Origin of the sequence: Pseudoalteromonas sp. SM9913 (assembly GCF_000184065.1) — a bacterium.
GTDB classification, from domain to species: Bacteria; Pseudomonadota; Gammaproteobacteria; order Enterobacterales; family Alteromonadaceae; genus Pseudoalteromonas; species Pseudoalteromonas tetraodonis.
Genome location: NC_014800.1, coordinates 392,227 through 410,344, shown reverse-complemented (window position 1 = coordinate 410,344; position 18,118 = coordinate 392,227). Strand labels below are relative to the sequence as shown.

At 38.3% G+C, this 18,118-nt stretch carries 21 protein-coding genes and 1 other annotated feature; of the genes, 9 read left to right on the top strand and 12 right to left on the bottom strand.

The window, feature by feature from the left end; translation table 11 throughout:
- The first annotated feature begins 56 nt into the window (after positions 1 to 56).
- Positions 57 to 989 (top strand): 23S rRNA (adenine(1618)-N(6))-methyltransferase RlmF, encoded by a 933-nt coding sequence (gene rlmF / locus PSM_RS17020; RefSeq protein ID WP_013463115.1) that lies wholly within the window; start codon positions 57 to 59, stop codon positions 987 to 989.
- 18 nt (positions 990 to 1,007) lie between these two features.
- Complete coding sequence (gene ltaE, locus PSM_RS17015; protein ID WP_013463114.1) at positions 1,008 to 2,012, top strand: low-specificity L-threonine aldolase; 1,005 nt, start codon at positions 1,008 to 1,010, stop codon at positions 2,010 to 2,012.
- On the opposite strand, the gene PSM_RS17010 is transcribed toward ltaE, so the two are convergent.
- From PSM_RS17010 to PSM_RS16995, 4 genes are all read right to left on the bottom strand, one after another.
- On the bottom strand, positions 1,995 to 2,579 hold the full coding sequence (locus tag PSM_RS17010) for a thymidine kinase (RefSeq protein ID WP_013463113.1): 585 nt from the start codon (positions 2,577 to 2,579) through the stop codon (positions 1,995 to 1,997). The genes ltaE and PSM_RS17010 overlap by 18 nt on opposite strands.
- A gap of 80 nt (positions 2,580 to 2,659) precedes the next feature.
- Positions 2,660 to 3,127 (bottom strand): methylated-DNA--[protein]-cysteine S-methyltransferase, encoded by a 468-nt coding sequence (locus tag PSM_RS17005; RefSeq protein WP_013463112.1) that lies wholly within the window; start codon positions 3,125 to 3,127, stop codon positions 2,660 to 2,662.
- Positions 3,124 to 4,476 carry a DNA-3-methyladenine glycosylase 2 family protein gene (locus tag PSM_RS17000; protein ID WP_013463111.1) on the bottom strand — a complete coding sequence of 451 codons (1,353 nt, stop codon included), beginning with the start codon at positions 4,474 to 4,476 and terminating at the stop codon, positions 3,124 to 3,126. Before PSM_RS17000 ends, PSM_RS17005 begins: the two co-directional genes overlap by 4 nt.
- A 70-nt stretch (positions 4,477 to 4,546) precedes the next feature.
- A complete protein-coding gene (locus PSM_RS16995) occupies positions 4,547 to 5,035 on the bottom strand; it encodes a GNAT family N-acetyltransferase (RefSeq protein ID WP_013463110.1) in 489 nt (162 codons plus the stop codon).
- A 266-nt stretch (positions 5,036 to 5,301) separates the two neighbouring features.
- Between PSM_RS16995 and PSM_RS16990 the strand changes: the two genes are divergently transcribed.
- Positions 5,302 to 6,156: a cation diffusion facilitator family transporter gene (locus PSM_RS16990; RefSeq protein WP_013463109.1), complete on the top strand. Its 855-nt coding sequence runs from the start codon at positions 5,302 to 5,304 to the stop codon at positions 6,154 to 6,156.
- A gap of 135 nt (positions 6,157 to 6,291) precedes the next feature.
- On the opposite strand, the gene PSM_RS18670 is transcribed toward PSM_RS16990, so the two are convergent.
- Positions 6,292 to 6,453: a hypothetical protein gene (locus tag PSM_RS18670; RefSeq protein ID WP_013463108.1), complete on the bottom strand. Its 162-nt coding sequence runs from the start codon at positions 6,451 to 6,453 to the stop codon at positions 6,292 to 6,294.
- Positions 6,454 to 6,834: 381 nt separating this feature from the next.
- On the opposite strand from PSM_RS18670, the gene bfr (PSM_RS16985) reads away from it, so the two are divergent.
- A complete protein-coding gene (gene bfr / locus PSM_RS16985; RefSeq protein WP_013463107.1) occupies positions 6,835 to 7,308 on the top strand; it encodes a bacterioferritin in 474 nt (157 codons plus the stop codon).
- Positions 7,309 to 7,319: 11 nt separating this feature from the next.
- Entirely contained in the window at positions 7,320 to 7,784 is a 465-nt protein-coding gene (gene bfr, locus PSM_RS16980) for a bacterioferritin (protein WP_008112262.1), read from the top strand.
- A gap of 106 nt (positions 7,785 to 7,890) precedes the next feature.
- Here the strand turns inward: bfr (PSM_RS16980) and PSM_RS16975 are convergent, their stop codons facing one another.
- From PSM_RS16975 to PSM_RS16950, 6 genes are all read right to left on the bottom strand, one after another.
- On the bottom strand, positions 7,891 to 8,085 hold the full coding sequence (locus PSM_RS16975) for a (2Fe-2S)-binding protein (protein WP_013463106.1): 195 nt from the start codon (positions 8,083 to 8,085) through the stop codon (positions 7,891 to 7,893).
- Between the two features lie 401 nt (positions 8,086 to 8,486).
- Complete coding sequence (locus PSM_RS16970) at positions 8,487 to 8,966, bottom strand: hypothetical protein (protein ID WP_013463105.1); 480 nt, start codon at positions 8,964 to 8,966, stop codon at positions 8,487 to 8,489.
- Positions 8,967 to 9,194: 228 nt separating this feature from the next.
- Positions 9,195 to 10,076: an AbiJ-NTD4 domain-containing protein gene (locus tag PSM_RS16965; protein ID WP_013463104.1), complete on the bottom strand. Its 882-nt coding sequence runs from the start codon at positions 10,074 to 10,076 to the stop codon at positions 9,195 to 9,197.
- A gap of 584 nt (positions 10,077 to 10,660) precedes the next feature.
- Entirely contained in the window at positions 10,661 to 10,990 is a 330-nt protein-coding gene (locus PSM_RS16960; RefSeq protein WP_147154729.1) for a hypothetical protein, read from the bottom strand.
- Between the two features lie 105 nt (positions 10,991 to 11,095).
- Positions 11,096 to 11,395, bottom strand: a complete 300-nt coding sequence (locus PSM_RS16955) for a hypothetical protein (RefSeq protein WP_013463102.1) — start codon at positions 11,393 to 11,395, stop codon at positions 11,096 to 11,098.
- Positions 11,396 to 11,445: 50 nt separating this feature from the next.
- Positions 11,446 to 12,615 (bottom strand): acyltransferase family protein, encoded by a 1,170-nt coding sequence (locus PSM_RS16950; protein ID WP_041695990.1) that lies wholly within the window; start codon positions 12,613 to 12,615, stop codon positions 11,446 to 11,448.
- Positions 12,616 to 12,765: 150 nt separating this feature from the next.
- Between PSM_RS16950 and PSM_RS16945 the strand changes: the two genes are divergently transcribed.
- The 3 genes from PSM_RS16945 to PSM_RS16935 all read left to right on the top strand — a co-directional run bounded on the left by PSM_RS16945 (position 12,766) and on the right by PSM_RS16935 (position 15,406).
- The gene (locus PSM_RS16945; protein WP_013463100.1) at positions 12,766 to 13,911 is read left to right on the top strand and encodes a sensor histidine kinase; all 1,146 of its coding nucleotides are present in this window, start codon (positions 12,766 to 12,768) and stop codon (positions 13,909 to 13,911) included.
- Positions 13,889 to 14,503, top strand: a complete 615-nt coding sequence (locus PSM_RS16940) for a response regulator (RefSeq protein WP_013463099.1) — start codon at positions 13,889 to 13,891, stop codon at positions 14,501 to 14,503. The genes PSM_RS16945 and PSM_RS16940 overlap by 23 nt, the downstream gene beginning before the upstream one ends.
- A gap of 306 nt (positions 14,504 to 14,809) precedes the next feature.
- Positions 14,810 to 15,406 (top strand): tyrosine-type recombinase/integrase, encoded by a 597-nt coding sequence (locus PSM_RS16935; RefSeq protein ID WP_013463098.1) that lies wholly within the window; start codon positions 14,810 to 14,812, stop codon positions 15,404 to 15,406.
- Between the two features lie 334 nt (positions 15,407 to 15,740).
- Here the strand turns inward: PSM_RS16935 and PSM_RS16930 are convergent, their stop codons facing one another.
- Entirely contained in the window at positions 15,741 to 16,415 is a 675-nt protein-coding gene (locus PSM_RS16930; RefSeq protein WP_013463096.1) for a hypothetical protein, read from the bottom strand.
- 376 nt (positions 16,416 to 16,791) lie between these two features.
- Between PSM_RS16930 and PSM_RS16920 the strand changes: the two genes are divergently transcribed.
- Positions 16,792 to 18,011, top strand: a protein-coding gene (locus PSM_RS16920) for an IS3 family transposase (RefSeq protein WP_236613520.1) whose coding sequence is annotated in 2 segments (ribosomal slippage) — positions 16,792 to 17,080 and positions 17,080 to 18,011 — 1,221 coding nt in all. Because the reading frame shifts where the segments join, the coding sequence is not laid out codon by codon here.
- Positions 17,070 to 17,186, top strand: a sequence feature (AL1L pseudoknot). It overlaps the preceding gene by 117 nt.
- Positions 18,012 to 18,118 lie beyond the last annotated feature (107 nt).

Below are 18,118 nucleotides of genomic sequence, written 5' to 3'. Positions count from 1 at the left end.
TTTTTCTGTCTGTATTTGTTACTATTGGCTTTTATTCCTGTTGTTAAAAAAGCCTCATGAAAGCAAAATCAACTCGTTCTAAATTACATCCGCGCAATCAACACAAAAATGGTTACGATTTTAATTTGCTTACCTCGCAAACCCCTTCGTTAACTGCTTTTTTAATTACGACGCCAGCAGGCAATCAAAGTATTGATTTTAGTAATAACTTAGCTGTAAAAACCTTGAATCAGGCGCTATTAAAAAGTCATTACAACATTAACTTTTGGGACATACCTAAGCACAACTTATGCCCACCTATTCCAGGAAGAGTTGACTATATTCATTACTTAGCTGACTTACTCAGCGAAGATAATCAGCAGGTTATTCCCACTGGCCGACAAATTAAAGTGCTTGATATAGGCACTGGCGCTAACTTAGTTTACCCGCTAACGGGCAATAGCGAATACCAATGGCACTTTACTGGCAGCGACATCGATTTAGCAGCAATAAAAATAGCCAAGCAGCTCGCTCAGTTTAATGATTTAAAAATAACGCTTAAACAACAAAAAAATCCCGAGCATATTTTTAAAGGGGTGGTTAATGCGAAAGATTTATATCACCTAACGATGTGTAACCCGCCATTTCATGCCAGCGCAGAAGAAGCCAATAAAGGCAGTGAGCGTAAATGGAAAAACTTAGGTAAAGCCCCCAGTAACGCCCTCAACTTTGGTGGCCAAAGTAATGAGTTATGGTGTGAAGGCGGCGAGCTGACCTTTATTTCTAACATGATCAAAGAAAGCGCTCAGTTCAGTGAGCAAGTGATCTGGTTCACCTCGTTGGTTTCTAAAAAAGAGACCCTTGCTGCTTTACAAACACAGCTAAAACAGCTCCCTATTTGCGACTATAAAATCGTTGAAATGGCACAAGGGCAAAAAGTCAGTCGCTTTATTGCGTGGAGTTATTTTGATAAAACGACCCGTGAACAAATTTGTGAAGAATTCATATAACAACCATAAGGACCACTCATGATAGATTTTCGCTCAGACACAGTGACCAAGCCTTGCAATAAAATGCGAGATATTATGTATCATGCCCCGGTTGGCGATGATGTATACGGTGATGATGAAAGCGTTAACCAATTGGAAGCCTATGCTAGATTGCGTTTTAATGTGGCCGATGCATTATTTTGTAGCTCCGGCACGCAAGCAAACTTATTGGCATTAATGGCGCATTGTGAGCGAGGTGATGAGTATATTTGTGGGCAAAGTGCTCATAACTACAAGTTTGAAGGCGGTGGCGCTGCCGTTTTAGGCTCTATTCAACCACAACCTATTGAAAATGAAGCCGATGGTAGCCTATGTTTTACTAAAATTGCTGCTGCAATAAAACCCGATGATAGCCACTTTGCGAAAACGCGATTACTGAGCCTTGAAAACACCATAGGTGGCAAAGTACTGGGTATTGATTATTTAATTAAAGCACGTGAATTTGTTGATCAACATAACTTAGCACTGCATTTAGATGGCGCGCGAGCATTTAATGCCGCAGCCGAGCTTAACCTTGATATTAAAGAAATCACCAAACACTTTGATTCAGTCTCTATTTGTTTATCAAAAGGCTTAGGTGCACCTGTTGGCTCATTATTATTAGGTTCTGAGCAGTTAATCGCTAAAGCAAGACGCTGGCGTAAAGTGCTTGGCGGCGGTATGCGCCAAGCGGGTATGTTAGCTGCTGCGGGGCAATATGCGTTAGAAAATAACACTCAACGTTTAGTCGATGATCACGCTAATGCGCGTTATTTAGCACAGCAGTTAAGTGAAATTTCAGGCTTTGAAGTAAATATGAGTAATACCACAAATATGGTTTACGCTACGTTTGATAACAGCATAAACATCACAAAGCTAGCAGCCGATTTAAAAGCACAAGGCATTCTTATTAGCCCAAGTAAGCAACTTAGGCTAGTAACCCATTTAGGTATTACCCAAGCGGATATAGATACCTTTATTAAAGCCTTAACGGCCCATATTTAACGCGGCTTTATAATGTTTGCGGCACACCGACTCATAACGGTCGTTGCCGCCAATTTCTACTTGCTTACCATCGGCAATAGCCTCACCATTTTCATCGGTACGTAATACGTGATTTGCTTTACGCCCACAATGACACACCGTTTTAAGCTCAATTAGCTTATCAGCCCAAGCAAGTAAATACTGTGACCCTATAAACAGCTCCCCTCTAAAGTCGTTGCGCAATCCGTAACACAATACGGGTATTCCTAACTCATCAACCACATCGGTTAACTGCATAACTTGGTCTTTTGATAAAAACTGACATTCATCTACCAGCACACAATGGCGTTTTTTATCTGCATTAAGAGCTTGAATAAGCGCAAAAACATCTATATCTGCATCATAAATATGCGCATCTGCTTGCAAGCCAATACGTGAGGATACTTTACCCACTCCGGCTCTATCATCGATAGCCGCCGTGAGGATCACCGGCTCCATACCACGTTCTTTATAATTGAATGCAGATTGTAGTAAGGTGGTTGATTTACCTGCATTCATTGCAGAGTAGTAAAAGTATAATTGCGCCATTGTCGTGCCTTCAAATAAAAAGTGCGCTTATGCTACCTTAAAGTGCTCAGAATACAAATTTGGATACGTTATTTAGCTATTTATTTTGCTTCATGCTCTAGTAACCATTGCTTGCGCTCTAAACCACCTGCATAACCAGTTAGTTTTTTATTTGCGCCAATAATACGATGACACGGCACAATAATACTGATTGGGTTTTTTCCATTTGCAGCCCCTACCGCTCTCACAGCTTTAGGGTTGTTTAACTGCTCGGCAATATCTTTATAAGTCGCCACTTTTCCATAGGGTACGCTACACAATGCTTGCCATACACTTTGCTGAAATGGCGTACCGCCAGTATCGAGTTCTAAATCAAACTCGGTACGCGAATGAGCAAAGTACTCATTAAGCTGCGCCACACAAGATAAAACATGCGAATTATTTATCTCGTTTAAAGGCGTACTGATATAACTGGCCGGTGGATAAAACCCCACATAACTAATACCTTTTTCAGTTGCCTGAATAATAATGTCATCAATCGGGCTGGGTAAACTGGTTTGCACTATCATAATTGCTGCCAAAGTTGAAAAGTTAAGTAAGATCGAAATGGTGCGCAGTTCTTAGGTTCAAAAGAACGTACTGCCGCTTGGGCTTTTTTAACCCCTAAATCACCATCGAGTAAAATATCGGGCTGGCTTTGGCCGCGTAACTTTGCATAATTAACCGTCCATGGGCCAATCCCTTTTAAACTAAGCCATTGATCTAAGTCATCACAATCTGGATTCACGGCACAAAATTCAGCGAGGTTATGCAATGCATTTTTACGCGCCTGTGGCATTTTAAAGAATGCAAAATCACTGTGTGCTAACACTTCAGGCTCAGGAAAATAGACCTGTTGGTGTTGCTTTTCACCAAGCTGTGTTACTAAATTAGTCACTAGGTTGTGCGCCGCTGCTACACTGACTTGTTGCCCAAGTACAGCCCTAACTCCCGCCTCAAAACTTGACCAAATACCCGGTAACCTTAAGCCTTTAGTAAGTGGAAATGCATTATTAATGTGTTCGCTTAAATGCGCCTCAATTAAATAAGTATCTGCATCTAAATCAAGTATACGGCGAATGTTGTTAATAACTGGATGTAAATATTGCGTATTATCTATATCAATTTGCACCCGAAAATGATGTTTATCTGCAACAAACTCAGCATCAAAACGCCCTCTACACGATTTATAAGTAAAAGTACGCCCATAACTGGTTGGCGTTAACCACTCTATTGGCTGAATTAATCGTTTTGCTAAAAACCCATGCAATGCCTGCCAGTTATACGGCGGACGAAAAGGCAAAATTAAGGTGAGCCCAATATCAGCTGGGTGCTTGGCGGTTCTGAGCGCTGAGGGCGCAATATTAAGTTGTTTTAAAAAAGCATCATTAAAACGCCTAACACTTTTAAAGCCTGAGGCAAACGCTATCTCGGTAAGCGGTAAGCTAGTTTCTTGAATCAATTTTTTTGCAAAATGACATTGGTTAAACAATCGATATTGCGTGATAGAAATGCCAAAATATTGAGAAAATAATCGCCTTAAATAACGGCTGCTTATTCCTAAACGCGTGGCGAGCTTTTCGCAGTCGTGCTGATTATCCTGATCAATTAATTGCTTGGCTCGTAGAGCCGTTGTTTTTGTTCCCTGCCAAGCCGCACTTCCTGGTGCACTATCGGGCCGACAACGAATACAAGGCCTGAAACCAGCTTGCGCGGCAGAGTGCGCAAACTGATAGTAGACTACATTTTTTTCGTGAGCTGTGGGCGCAGGGCAAATTGGCCTGCAATAAATACCGGTACTTTTAACGGCTACATAAAAAAGCCCATCGAAACGCGCATCACGACTTTGACGTGCTTTTTGCCAGTGCTGATCACCCATAAAATGCTCTTGTAAATTAGGTAGCGCTTAGCTTAGCAAAAACTAAGCGTATTACTGGCCATATTCGGCACTAATCTTTATTTGCAAAATCAATTAATGCCTGACCCGTTAAACGATATATAATCCATTCATTTTGTGGCTCAGCGCCCATACTATTATAAAAATCAATCGCGGGTTTATTCCAATCAAGTACCACCCATTCAAAGCGACCACAGTCTTTATTGATTGCTCTGTTTGCCAGTTCTTTCATAATGGCTTTACCAGCGCCATTTCCGCGGCTATCTGGGCTCACGTATAAATCTTCTAGATAAAGACCATTTTTACCTAACCAAGTCGAGTAGTTGTGAAAATATACTGCAAAGCCTATTGGCTCATCATCTTGTAAACATATTAAACTGTGCGCCGTTGCGCCTTCACAAAACAGGGTGTTTAAAATGGCTTGCTCATCGGTTTTAACTGCATCAGGTTCTTTTTCGTAAATAGCAAGCTCATTGATAAAGTGTAGAATTGTTTTTGCATCACTTGGCTTTGCATCGCGAATTTCTATTGCTGTGTTCATTGTTATTGACCCTTAAAAAACTACTTTTATGCCTGGTAAGCATCTAATTTAATATAAAAAGTGCTTAACTAATTATGATAATTTAAGCCATTAATACATTTATTTATACCCTAGCATATCGTTTTATATTCAATAAGTAACGTTCATGAGCTTATTTCAATTTATTCATTAGGGCATTAAAAAAACAAATTAAAACAACGCTTTTATATATGGCAAAAAGTTGTCATTATGAGTACACAGTAAAGCAATGAGGAAGTTTAACTAAAATGGGTCATGGTCATTCACACAGTCACGTTGATGATAACCAAAGTGATAAACAGCTCACTCTTGCCGTATTTATAAATGTTTTACTGACTGCAGTGCAAGTTGTTGGCGGCGTATTTTCCGGCAGTCTTTCATTAATTGCCGATGCATTACATAACCTAAGTGATGCGGCCTCAATTTTTATTGCCCTCGTTGCTCGAAAAATTGGCAATAAGCAAGCTGATACAACCCACCATTTTGGCTACAAACGTGCAGAAATTCTAGCAACTCTTTTTAATAGCACCACGTTAATAGTCATCGGTGGTTATTTAATTTTTGAGGCCATAAGTAGTTATTTAAACCCTCAACCTATCAATGGCTGGATCATTGTGTGGGTTGCTGCAGTAGCGCTATTCATTGATTTAGTCACTGCATTATTAACCTTTAAAGCCGGCGCTAAAAACAACATGAATATAAAGGCGGCGTTTATTCATAATGTGTCTGATGCCATGGCCTCTATTGTGGTTATTATTGCCGGTACTTTAATTATTTTATACCAGTGGTATGTAGTTGATTTAATAGCGACGATATTGATATCACTGTATGTTATTTATCACGGCGTATTATTACTTAAAGCCAGCTGCAGCATTTTAATGCAGGCAGCCCCCATTGGTTTTGACCAGCAACTTATCAGTAAAAAGTTACTGCAACAGTTTGCCATTACTCAAATAAAATCAATAAAAGCATGGCAACTCGACGATAACACCACACACTGTGAAATTGTGATGCAAACAGATACCCTTATTGAGCTTAACGCCATTAAACATTATTTACATGATGAATTTGCAATTGAGCACTGTGTAATCGAGTGTTACTAATCACTGTTTTCAATAACCAAAATGATTACATTAAAGCTCTAAGTAGGTTTACTTATATTAGATAGACTTCTCAGCGGTTTTTATTTAAACCGCTACAAAAATACGATAGATAAGTATTATCACAAATTAATTAAATTAAAGAGTACTGATAGTTGCTGCTGCAAGAGGCAGCATTAAGTTTTCAGCTTTATCTGCTTTTTTCACGGATATTTGTGTAAACAATAAATGTCCACTTCCCTGCTCCTTAGCCTTTCTTACTTCATTAATTACAGAGCCGTGAGCTGGGTGCAAAGACATCACCCCGCTACAATAGCAATAATTAGATTACGAGAGTGGCTACAAAATAAATTGAGTGAAAAAACTCAGTTGTGTAAATATTTCAGTTTTACTGTATTCATCCCAGAATTCGAAGTAATAAAGCGTAAAAGAACAACCTCAACACTTAGAATAGCTGCAATACTTTACTTAATAACCTTAGTAAGTATGCCTTTTTATGTTATAAAAAATGTAACTTGCTGATCTAAAATACAAATAACAACTTGTCCATTTGTCAGCCAGCAATGCAAACTTAAACAAGAATCAAACTCAATATTAACCATATGATTTATAAGTAAATTACTTGCAATTCTGTGCCTATATACTAGACTAGCCACAATTAGAATTTTTAGGATAAGCGCTATGAAAGGTAATCAAAAAGTAATCGACGCCTTCAATACATTGTTAGCTAACGAATTAGCTGCTATTGACCAGTATTTTATTCATTCTCGTATGTACGATGATTGGGGCTTAAACAAACTTTATGAGCGTCTTAACCATGAAATGGAAGAAGAAAAAGACCACGCTGACTGGCTAATCAAGCGTATTCTTTTTTTAGAAGGCGTACCAAACATGACCAAACGTCGTGATCTGTTAATTGGTGACGATGTAAAAAGCATGATGCAAAACGACTTAACCTTAGAACTTGAAGTGGTTGAGTGTGTTAAAGAAGTTATTGCCATCTGTGAACAACAGCAAGATTATCAATCACGTGAAATTCTAGAAAAGCTATTATTTGATACCGAAGAAGATCACGTCTACTGGTTAGAGCAACAATTGGGTCTGATTGACAAAATTGGCACTCAAAACTATCACCAAGCTCAAATGGGCGAATAAGGACTTATATTATGAAAGGCGATAAAGACGTTATTGCAGCACTAAATAAAGTACTTGCTAATGAGCTTGTGGGTATTAACCAATACTTTTTACATGCACGTATGTTTAAAGATTTTGGTTTTAGTAAACTAGACAAAGCTGATTACAAAGTATCGATACAAAAAATGAAAAACGCCGACCGTTTAATTGAGCGTATTTTATTTTTAGAAGGCTTACCTAATCTTCAAGATTTAGGACGTTTACGTATAGGCGAAAACAGCGAAGAAATGATTGCCGCTAACATGAGCTTTGAACTTGATACCGTAGACGAGCTACGTGCTGCCATTAAACTCGCTGAAAGTAAGAAAGATTACATTAGCCGTGAAGCGCTCGACAACATTTTAAATGAGCAAGAAGAACAAATTGATTGGCTCGAAACACAACAACTGTTGATCAAAAACACTGGGCTTGAAAACTACTTACAATCGCAACTGTAAGTTAAAGTTATAAATACAAAAAAAGCAGCTAAGGCTGCTTTTTTTATGTTTAATTTTTAAATGTTAAACCAATTCGTTTAGATAGGGGTAATTATATAGATTACTCTTAAGCCACTTGATCGGTTATATCTGCAATTTGAATCAGTTTACGATTGAGGATCTTTTTAGTACAACAACAACACTTACCGCATTGGCTGCCCACTTTAAGCTCTTTAGTTAGCTCGCGCATGGTAGTAGCACCATCGTCGATGGTTTGCTCAATTTTTTTATCGGTCACACCGTGACAAAGACAAATATACATGAATACAAACAACTCTCAATTTCATTTAGTAGGTTTATACTAATCTAAACGAAAATAGTTATCAATTGGTTTTTTATAAAAATTGATTTTTTTGCATTTTTTTTGGCCAGCGCCACTTAAATTGAGAATTCGCGGCAGCTTGAGAATTGTTTGAGTTTTAATCGAGGTATGGCACTTAAATCGAGATTTATTAACTAAAGTCTCGCCTTAAATTTAAGTAGGTTTAGATTTAGGTAAATAGTTGAATGATTAAAATGAATTACATTAAGCCTGAAGAAGCCTTAATGTATAAATATAGAATTAATGCGTAGGCTATTTCTGGTTTGTGCCAACAGCGGACGCTGGTAACTCCCGTGCAGGAGCGAAACTTAAATGCGTCGAATTGACACGCTTGTTATGCATTATTGCCACCACCCTTGATAAGGATCGAACTTTAGAACTAATTCATTAGGGGAAAATGAGTGAGTAATTTTTACTGATACATCTCTAAATTCGGAACCATCGTTTCTCCTAATATACAGATTCTCTGTATTTACGATCCCAAGCAACCCAGTTGGATCTTCAATATTTCCGTCCTTAGAAATTGAGTTTGACCACGTTACTGGAATTTGCTGATTATCTTGATCATATACTTTTACGGTTGTTACAAATACTTTTCGAGCAGATTTATTGAAAAGTGCTGTACGTACTAAGGGGTCATTATGAGCTTTTTCAGAAAGCCCCACCTGATGCAAGCGTCCTGCTATTAAGGTTTCATCCGACTTAATCTCATCGTATATACGTTTAGAAAGGAAGTAACTAAAGCATGCTGAAACAGCAGCGACTACCGCAGCAGATGCTGCGATAATTGTAGTTATGTTCGTGGTTGTGATATCTAGCATATTTGAGTTATCTCGCTACTTTGATTGAGGTGTGCATAACAGTGTAATAGTACAGTCCCTGCGGTCCATATATTAGTTTTTAAAGCCAAACGGGTAAAATCTTGACTTCAGACATTTAAATTCTAACTGTCCGATTATCGATCACAGCTGAGCTTCGCAAAAGTGCCATGAGCGGAAGTTAGATACGCACAATTTTTTGTCCTTATTTAATTTCTTATTAGCAGTCAATTACGACTTTCTAGAAATTATCGTTCTTATAAATGCAGCTGACATATGTAACGCTAATTCTGCATCCATCTCGCCAACGCCTGACATTTTATTACTACCATGCCTTACCGCTGGTTCAGCATTTGTATATGCATAAAACTTCTCAAAAACTGTTACAAGCATAGGAGAAATAAGTTGCTCCCTTTTCATTGCCTTTAGTGCGTCACCTAGTGTAGCGCATTTGGGATAGATAGTTTTACAAACACTCTCAACTGCACTTACGGACTCTTTAATTGAATTCTCAGGATCCTTACTTGGGCTCAATATATAAGATCGAGCTTTGGAATAATGGACTCTTGCGGGTTCAAATTTATCCTGCAAAGTAGAGTCTATAGCTGATACTCTTGTTTCAAGATCTTTGGGAAGTGAGGTCTCTAATTTACCAGCATCATTCAATTTCCACTGAATTTTATGCTGCGAAAATAAATCATTTACCTTTTGCCTATATGACGGAAACATAAATGATTCGAATCGCGAGTTTTCCCATGCTGAGCTGTACTCTATTTCCTGTTCTTTAATCTTTATCGCTGTAATTTCAACAAAGTCATAAAATTGATACCATTCGAGATTCATAAGTCTGCATTTCAATGCATCCCAACATGTCCATGAGTCAAAATCTTCGGAGTCAGTTTCGTGCCCATTTTCTGCACATAACCTTTCAATTAAGTCTTTAACTCCCAGCGGTTTTGATTCTTCATTCTTTTGACGGCTATCACCATCAATATAAAGGAGAGGCTCCAAAACATTAATAAAGAAAAGGCTTTTCAACCAATTTGGCGCTTCTTCGCTAATTGGTTCATTTTTATACTCTGGGTCAAAACCAAATCTATGGGAAAACTTCATACCTTTCCTTAACTACTAACATTTTAGTATTTATACGATACGCAATTTGTGTTGCATAATCGCTTGTTGGGCTGAGTCGCTATCTGTTCGATGTGTCAGGATAGGTGTTGTTTAAGCTATGGGAGTTTGCTTTTAGAGGTTTTAGCTAAATCAGCTTACTTATTTCCCTACATTGCTCAGCGTTAACTATGTATCCATTACACCTAAAGTTTGCTCAATAAGCAATTACATTTATCCAATTTCAATGACCGGTTATCGCTCAAAAAAGCCCTTGAAAAGTTGCTCATTTAGCAATCTAGGTTAACACTATCAAGAAAACAGGTGTATATTTCCGAAAACGACCTTTGAAGCCATAGAAACGGAAGTTTGCTTTCGAAATATAGCAATACAGGCTTTAAAACCGGAAGTTTACTTCCGTTTTGTGCTTTAAGATTATAAGCTTGTATCTAGTAAAAGCTGAGAAGTCCAAACTCGTTTCTGCCCCAAAATGAGTTAACGTAATAACTCTATAGGTCGACTTTGAGCGAAGCAGTCAATCAAAAGTTTTGATATCTGAAGTCAAGATTTGATCCTCGTCGGCTTTTTCAAAACGAATGGGCACGAGCTTTTGTAATAGTGGCAAAACAAGTAAAGGAAGGCTCAGAGCGATTAATAACACAAACAACGGCATTTGCACTACTCAGCGCTCTCACCAATGCATCAACAGGGGTTATATCATCAACAGATTCAATAAAACAATTGTCTTTCTCAAACTCACTGATATCGTCGAAATATGCTTCAGGCGAAAACCAATATAACTCAAGCGACTTAACTACCACGTTATTGTTGTTTGATAGTTTTTTCCCTAAAACGATGAGGGGTTCGGCTTTTTTACCTAAACGGAGCTTAAGCAAAAGCGTTTTTATCAAATCCATGTGCTTACTATATGCCCAATAAAATAGTGACATGTTTTATCGTGCATTATTAGGTACATTAAAACAATAGTTACTTTTATGGACTACCAGCGTTTGTACTTTAAACTATTGGTTAATTAATTTAATCCATTCAATTGGATTCGAGACAATGAATTGATATTTATTACCATCTTTTAATACGATTTCAATTGCATCATGTGTATAAGGCAAAATACCCGCAACTTTACCAGAGCACTTACTCACTTTTACAATTTCACACCGTGCAAACATATAAGGCCCTAACCCAAATTGTGCATTCAACGGCGCAAAATGAATATCGGTGTTGGTTAGCCAAAATTTGCCGTCGGCTTTGATTGCCCCTTGTTGAATCGTGGCGATGGTCGATTTGATTGTTATTGCATGCATAATAGTATTCCTTTATGTGGTGCTTTTAAGTCATTACCAAGTGACGATATTTAAGCTGACTGTATTACCTTTCTCTTGGTTTGCCTACCGTTAAGTAGTGCGCCCAACCACGTATTTTTAACTAATAATAAATAACTTATTTGACCTATAAGTAATGTAACAACCACGCTAACTATAAACTTTACTAAAACTGGCCAACTAGTATTAATTAATGGCATCTGAATATAAATCAGCACTGGCACATGTATTAAATAAATCCAATATGATGCATTTGAGATGCTGCGACTGAGCTTACTTTGGTGATTTAAAAAACGATGCCCAAGTAAAAACGTTATGGCGGTTAACAAAATAACACTCAGTCCTTGTGATAAAACATGCAATACATGTAGCTCTCCCGCTGCGGCAAAATACCCAGTAGTTGCGGCGGCAATCACTTCATCTAAGCTTGGCGCGGCTGGTAATAAAGAAAAATAAGCAGTCAGTGATAGTGCAACACCCAAAATAAGAGGCCATAAGTACTTATTATATGACCAAATGAGTTGCTGTTTTTTATTAAGCCCCACTCCCAACCAATAAAAACTGCCGTAAAAACCATACGACCATAACTGTGGCGTGAGTTTATCAGGAGCAGGAAATGGAATAGATTGCCCCATTAAAGAAAACGTTAACACGATGGGAAGTACAACCCACATAAATAAAGGGTGAGCGCTAAGCGCATCGAATTTATTGCCTAATAAGTTAGTTGTTTTCAACAACCAGTGAATTAAGCAAAACTGGAATAAGTTCCACAAAAACCATAAGTGCATAGTGCTAACAACAGGCTCTTTAATAACTTTAAACACAGCAAAAATCGGCGGTATTGGATTAGCTATACCGGCTCCAAAACTCAAGGCATGGTAGTAAACGGCAAAGCTTAACGGTAAAAATACAATAAAAGGCAGTAGAATATGTTTACTGCGATGATGTAAAAAGCGCGCGTTGCTCGATTTATCTATTAAAAGTGCACTGCAAAACCCTGCAATAATAAAAAATAACGGCATACGAAATAAGTGCAGCGTATGCGTAATATAATCAAATAGACCATGTGTGCTTGGGTCTGCCGTAAACCAAATATTGCTAAAGAACGGACTGTAGGCTAAAGCGGCATGAAATACGATGCCGAGCAATAGCGCGAGGCTGCGTAAATTATCAATGTAGTGTAATCGACTGTCTTTATTCATTAATGTGCCCAACTAACTTTTATTAATCAAGCATAAATGAATGAGGTTTCATGGCACTAGTCACAAAGCTCATAGCCCGAGCTATGACAGATGTCACTGTTTTTACAACGTGAGTTCTGCAATAATTGCTAAAAAAATATGGCCACAGTAATGGAATCAACTATACGACATACAACCGATTGGCATTTTTCAACATTGGCATCGTGGCTTGGGGTGACATCGGCGTGTGCCTATTATGCCAACTCAGAATTAGCACTATATTTGCAAATCATAGTAAGTGGTTCCATTTTAGCTATTTTGCTGTATGTGTTAAAACAACCCAACAAATTTGTTCACGGCGTAGCGCTTGGCTATTTCTTGCTTATTTTGGCAATGATACAACTGAGTTCAACATCCTTAGTTTTTATCCACCTAGTGATGTTTACCGCGGTTTTTAGTCCTCATTTTTCGCTTCCTAAGATACTGGCTTGTGTTGTGGCCGCCATGCTGGTGTATGGTTTAACGCATTATGCGCGCTGGGAAAATGGCATTCCTTGGATCACGTTTACAATTTGGTTTTTCTTTTGCTTGATGAATTGGTTTGTCAGTCGCCGGATTGTCGAAAGTTTAAATACACATTACCAATCCCGACAAAACTATAAAGAGTTAAAAGCCACCCAACACATGATGGGGGCGATGCATGCAGCGCAAGAGCGACAAAATATATCACGCGAGCTCCATGATTCACTCGGCCATAAGCTTACCGCGCTCAGCATTAATTTAGATTTTGCTAAAAGAGCTGCAAATGAAGCCACCGTTGAAACCCTCTCTCTTTGCCACCAACTTAGCCAAGAAGTATTGGCAGAGGTGCGCGAAATCGTTTCCACTCAGCGCAATGACAAAACGATACTTAAGCAAGCTCTTGAGGCCATTTGCGAACTAACACCTAATTTACACTGTGATCTCCAACTAAGTAAGGAGACAGAGCAGCTCCCGCAAGACTTTGCCCTGTGTGTATTGCGGTTTACCCAAGAGATGATCAGCAACACCCTTAAACATACCCAAGCAAACCATTTTACTTTGCATGTAAATGTCTCCCACGTTGGCCAACAGCCGCTGTTAATTGCAAAAGCGTATCACAATCAACCAGAGACCCATTTACCAAAACAAGGGAACGGATTAGCAGGATTAAATGAGCGAATGGCACAATTTGGTGGTGAATTTTCACAACACCTTGAGCAAGAAACACTGATCAATACCATGACCCTACCACTAAATTTAGAAGAAAAAAGCCATGATAAAGTGCCTACTAGTTGAAGATCAGACCTTAGTTCGTTTAGGCCTCGCTAATTTACTTAACCTCGATAACGCCATTAATATAGAAGCCCAAGCTGAAGATGGCTTGCAAGCGCTTGCACTATTAGCTGAGCATAGTTTTGACATTGCTTTACTCGATATGAGAATGCCGAATTTAGATGGGCTCGGGGTGCTGCAAAAAATGCGCGAGAAGGGTGATAAAACCCCCGTGCTAATCATCACCACATTTGAAGATTGTGATGTATTAGTCAAAGCCCTTAATCTAGGTGCTCGTGGATATGTACTTAAAAACATTGAACTTGAAGAACTCATTAGCGCTATCAAGCAGGTCGTTGCAGGTGAGCGAGTATTGCAAAGTGCGGTGACTGATTTTCTACTCAAAAAGCAACTAAGCCCTCAGCTCTGCTTAACAGGCAAAGAACAAACCGTATTGCAGTGTTTGTCTTTAGGCATGTCGAACAAAGTGATTGCCAAAAAGTTAGATAACTCTGAGGGGACTATTCGTAATCATGTGTCACAAATCCTTGCTAAATTAGAGGTAAAAGACCGCACTCAGGCCGTTATAAAAGCCATTAATCACAACCTAATTTAACATGCGAAGAATACCAAATTACTATTTTCGATTAGGCTTAAGTGGTGCAATCAACATAAATAAGAGTAAACAAAACCAACTAATATACAAACAGGCGACTATCCATGCGAGCTTTACTAGGCGTTCCACTTTTTGTGACCTAGCAATGAGTATGATTGGCATCACCCAAATCTTGATTTCAGACATTAAAGATCTTCAGTCTGCTCATGGCACAGAACCGCCCATCGACTCTAACTCATAACTGCCCAAACCCTAATCAGTAATACATTCGCTATCCTCATAGTAACTTTTAAATAGGAGGTCACTATGAAACCAGAACTAAATCACAATGCGACTGGTGTGAAACGTCCTTTCAAGCTTGAAGAGATTTGGCGTATTCGCACTCGAATCGAAATTAAAAACAACTTGATGCAATTAGCGTTACTCAATTTGGCTATAGATAGTAAATTAAGATCATGTGATTTACTGTCTTTAAAAGTTCGAGATGTCGCTACCCAAGATCAAGTTTTTGAGAGAGTGCAATGGATACAAAAGAAAACAAGGATCGAAGTTCAATTTGAGATAACGCCGAGAACACAACAAAGTATTAGCCGTTGGGTTCAAGAAGTTAAATTGCAACCTAAAGATTATTTGTTCCGGAGTTTACGTCGCTCTAATCAACCAATAAGCTATTCATATTACAGGTCTATTATCAGGAGTTGGGCTGAGCAGTTAGGGCTTGATTCTGCTCTATATGGAACTCACTCAATGCGAAGAACCAAAGCGACATTGGTTTATGCTCGAACCAAAAATATAAGGGCCGTTCAGTTACTGCTTGGCCATACAAAAATTGATAACACCATAAGATATCTCGGAATTGAAATTGAAGATGCAATTAAGATATCCAGAGAAACGGATTGTTAATTTAATATAGGCAGCAACCCCCAAGCTGCCTTTGCCCCAAAACGTGTTAAAGCAATTATTCTATAGGTCGGCTTTGAGCGATAACCGGACACTGAAAAAGTTAAATTTATTCCTGTGTTTTAAGTAGAAATCTAATTTTGTCCAATAACATTATTAAACGCCGTTTTGGGGCAAAATAACATGCTTAATTCCTAGCTGTTTTAATTACTTGTTTACAAAGGTAATTATTGGTGAAATTATCAGGGTATGTAATATACGCCGTTTCGGTGTGTTATAAACCACCAAAATGGTGTTCAATAAGCTGTTAGCTGTTTTGCTATGTTCTAGGCTTTTTTCAAATAAAAACATCGACTTTCTTTTTGTCGGTTAACAATAAAGCAGCCTTTTCTTGATATAAATCAAAAGTATCGTCTGATATAAATTTATCAAACGTATTAATTATTTCTTTCATGTAAGAGGCTCTTACTTGATAAGTCTGACGTTCAGGATATTCTTTAGCAAGTCCATCTAATTTCTCTGAACTATTAGAAAAATACTCCATAACATTAATTTTTTTATCAGGATCTACATCCCCTCCACCATAAGAAAGGATCCTAAGTTTAGACTCTAAACTATTCATATCTTCTCTTTTTTTGGATATTATGGGGTTTCCTGACTTACCTAATCTAACTGGTTCATCACTATCGTATTTTTGTGTGTATTCTCGTTCCATTTCATTCACATTTTTAACAATACTATGAAGTTCTTTTATACTCATATTAGAAAAGTTGAGCTCTTCTTTTTTAAATACTTTTTCATATGCACTTCCCTCAATTAATGATGAATCAAAAGCATTATTGTCTTTTTTTTCTTTAACTTTAGGATCAAGGTGAGTTGTGTTTATATTAATTTTTAAGCCACTTTCGCTTGTTTTAGTAGAAAAGCTTTTTATTTTTTCATCATCACTGTTTGTAAAAATAGATATTTTACTTTCAAATAGAGTAGGTAGTAGATTGGTGCTGATTTTCATAAAAATCCTTTTTCATATGTCGTTTTCTTTTATCGACATAATTTTATAAAACTTAAGCTTTTATTTTAGATTGTTTTCTATTAACGACTCATAGGGCTGAGTCGTTAATAGAAAGTTTAACTAGCCACCAGATCTTACTTCATAAGTAATTCCACCATAAGTAGATCCAGTTGTTGTTTTATTTTCAACTTCCCAATAATAAGTGCCTGCATTAAAGATAGAAGTGGAAACTGCTACGCTATATCCGCCAGCAACTCTATCTCCATTGCTATCAACCAAAGTCACTTTGAAATCATGTCCGTCATAGTTTCTTAAAATTGCAAAACTGAATCGCCCCGTGTTTGCCAGAGACTCAATAACTTGAGAAACTGGAACTATGAAAAAATCAAATCGCTATACATCAGAATTTCGTGAACGTGCAATTAGGCTTGTTACCACACAACAGCATGAATACCCTTCTCTTTGGGCTGCGCTAGTATCGATTTCAGATAAACTGGGATGTACCCCAGAAACACTTAGAGCATGGGTCAAGAAATCTCAAGCTCAACCGTCTAAACCCTCTTCTAATACGCAATCAACTGAAGAACGCCTTGCCGTCTTAGAGCGCGAGAATAAAGAGCTCAAGCGAACGAATGATATCCTGAGGCAAGCTGCCGCTTTTTTCGCCCAAGCGGAGCTCGACCGCAAACAGAAGTAATAGTGGATTTTATTGATGCTTGCAGAGAGCATTACGGTGTCGAGTCAATTTGCAAGGAATTGCCGATTGCACCATCAACGTATTATTCTCATAAACAGATACAAAGAGAGCCTGAGCGACTGTCTAACCGCAAAAAGCGTGATGCTGAGCTGATAATACTCATTCGCGAAGTGTGGGAGGATAATATGTCAGTTTATGGTGCAAGAAAAATATGGAAGCAGCTACAGCTTGACGACCATCAAGTCGCCCGCTGTACAGTCGAACGATTGATGCGAGTTATGGGAATTCAAGGTGTTCGTCGGGGTAAAGCACATAAGACAACGATACCTGACGAGCAACAAGATAAGCCACTTGATTTAGTTAATCGTCAATTTACTGCTGAGCAGCCAAATCAACTTTGGGTAGCTGACATCACCTATGTTGCCACATGGAGTGGGTTTGTTTATGTCGCTTTCGTGATAGATGTTTTTTCACGATACATTGTAGGTTGGCGTGTATCAACGACAATGCACACAGAGCTTATTCTTGATGCGTTAGAGCAAGCTATTTGGCATCGTGGCAACCCCGAAGGGTTAATTCACCACAGCGACAGAGGCAGCCAATATTTGTCTATACGATACACTGAGCGACTTGCTGAAGCTGGAATTCAAGCGTCTATAGGCAGTGTGGGTGACTCTTATGACAATGCATTGGCTGAAACAATAAATGGATTATTTAAAACAGAGATTATTCGCAGAAATGGCCCGTGGAAGAATGTTGATGCTGTTGAATACGCAACGTTAGAGTGGGTCAATTGGTTTAATAATCAACGCTTATTATCTTCAATTGGGTATATTTCACCAGCTCAATATGAAACAGACTACTATGATAATTTAAACGAGTCAGGTAAAGTGGCCTGACTTAAACAAACTGGTCTCCGATGAACTCGGGGCGATTCATTTGTATACATTCGACAGCGTGCCTATTATCTCATTTTGTCATACACAGTTTTCATCTAAAATAACCT

Coding starts and splice junctions, on each gene's coding strand:
- bfr (WP_008112262.1), top strand. CDS start 7,320: ATGAAAGGCGATAAAGACGTTATTGCAGCACTAAATAAAGTACTTGCT.
- PSM_RS17000 (WP_013463111.1), bottom strand. CDS start 4,476: ATGGGTGATCAGCACTGGCAAAAAGCACGTCAAAGTCGTGATGCGCGT.
- PSM_RS18670 (WP_013463108.1), bottom strand. CDS start 6,453: ATGTCTTTGCACCCAGCTCACGGCTCTGTAATTAATGAAGTAAGAAAG.
- PSM_RS17005 (WP_013463112.1), bottom strand. CDS start 3,127: ATGATAGTGCAAACCAGTTTACCCAGCCCGATTGATGACATTATTATT.
- PSM_RS16955 (WP_013463102.1), bottom strand. CDS start 11,395: ATGCATGCAATAACAATCAAATCGACCATCGCCACGATTCAACAAGGG.
- PSM_RS16990 (WP_013463109.1), top strand. CDS start 5,302: ATGGGTCATGGTCATTCACACAGTCACGTTGATGATAACCAAAGTGAT.
- PSM_RS16930 (WP_013463096.1), bottom strand. CDS start 16,415: ATGAAAATCAGCACCAATCTACTACCTACTCTATTTGAAAGTAAAATA.
- PSM_RS16935 (WP_013463098.1), top strand. CDS start 14,810: ATGAAACCAGAACTAAATCACAATGCGACTGGTGTGAAACGTCCTTTC.
- PSM_RS16950 (WP_041695990.1), bottom strand. CDS start 12,615: ATGAATAAAGACAGTCGATTACACTACATTGATAATTTACGCAGCCTC.
- PSM_RS16960 (WP_147154729.1), bottom strand. CDS start 10,990: ATGGATTTGATAAAAACGCTTTTGCTTAAGCTCCGTTTAGGTAAAAAA.
- ltaE (WP_013463114.1), top strand. CDS start 1,008: ATGATAGATTTTCGCTCAGACACAGTGACCAAGCCTTGCAATAAAATG.
- PSM_RS17010 (WP_013463113.1), bottom strand. CDS start 2,579: ATGGCGCAATTATACTTTTACTACTCTGCAATGAATGCAGGTAAATCA.
- PSM_RS16995 (WP_013463110.1), bottom strand. CDS start 5,035: ATGAACACAGCAATAGAAATTCGCGATGCAAAGCCAAGTGATGCAAAA.
- PSM_RS16970 (WP_013463105.1), bottom strand. CDS start 8,966: ATGCTAGATATCACAACCACGAACATAACTACAATTATCGCAGCATCT.
- PSM_RS16975 (WP_013463106.1), bottom strand. CDS start 8,085: ATGTATATTTGTCTTTGTCACGGTGTGACCGATAAAAAAATTGAGCAA.
- PSM_RS16940 (WP_013463099.1), top strand. CDS start 13,889: ATGATAAAGTGCCTACTAGTTGAAGATCAGACCTTAGTTCGTTTAGGC.
- bfr (WP_013463107.1), top strand. CDS start 6,835: ATGAAAGGTAATCAAAAAGTAATCGACGCCTTCAATACATTGTTAGCT.
- PSM_RS16965 (WP_013463104.1), bottom strand. CDS start 10,076: ATGAAGTTTTCCCATAGATTTGGTTTTGACCCAGAGTATAAAAATGAA.
- rlmF (WP_013463115.1), top strand. CDS start 57: ATGAAAGCAAAATCAACTCGTTCTAAATTACATCCGCGCAATCAACAC.
- PSM_RS16945 (WP_013463100.1), top strand. CDS start 12,766: ATGGAATCAACTATACGACATACAACCGATTGGCATTTTTCAACATTG.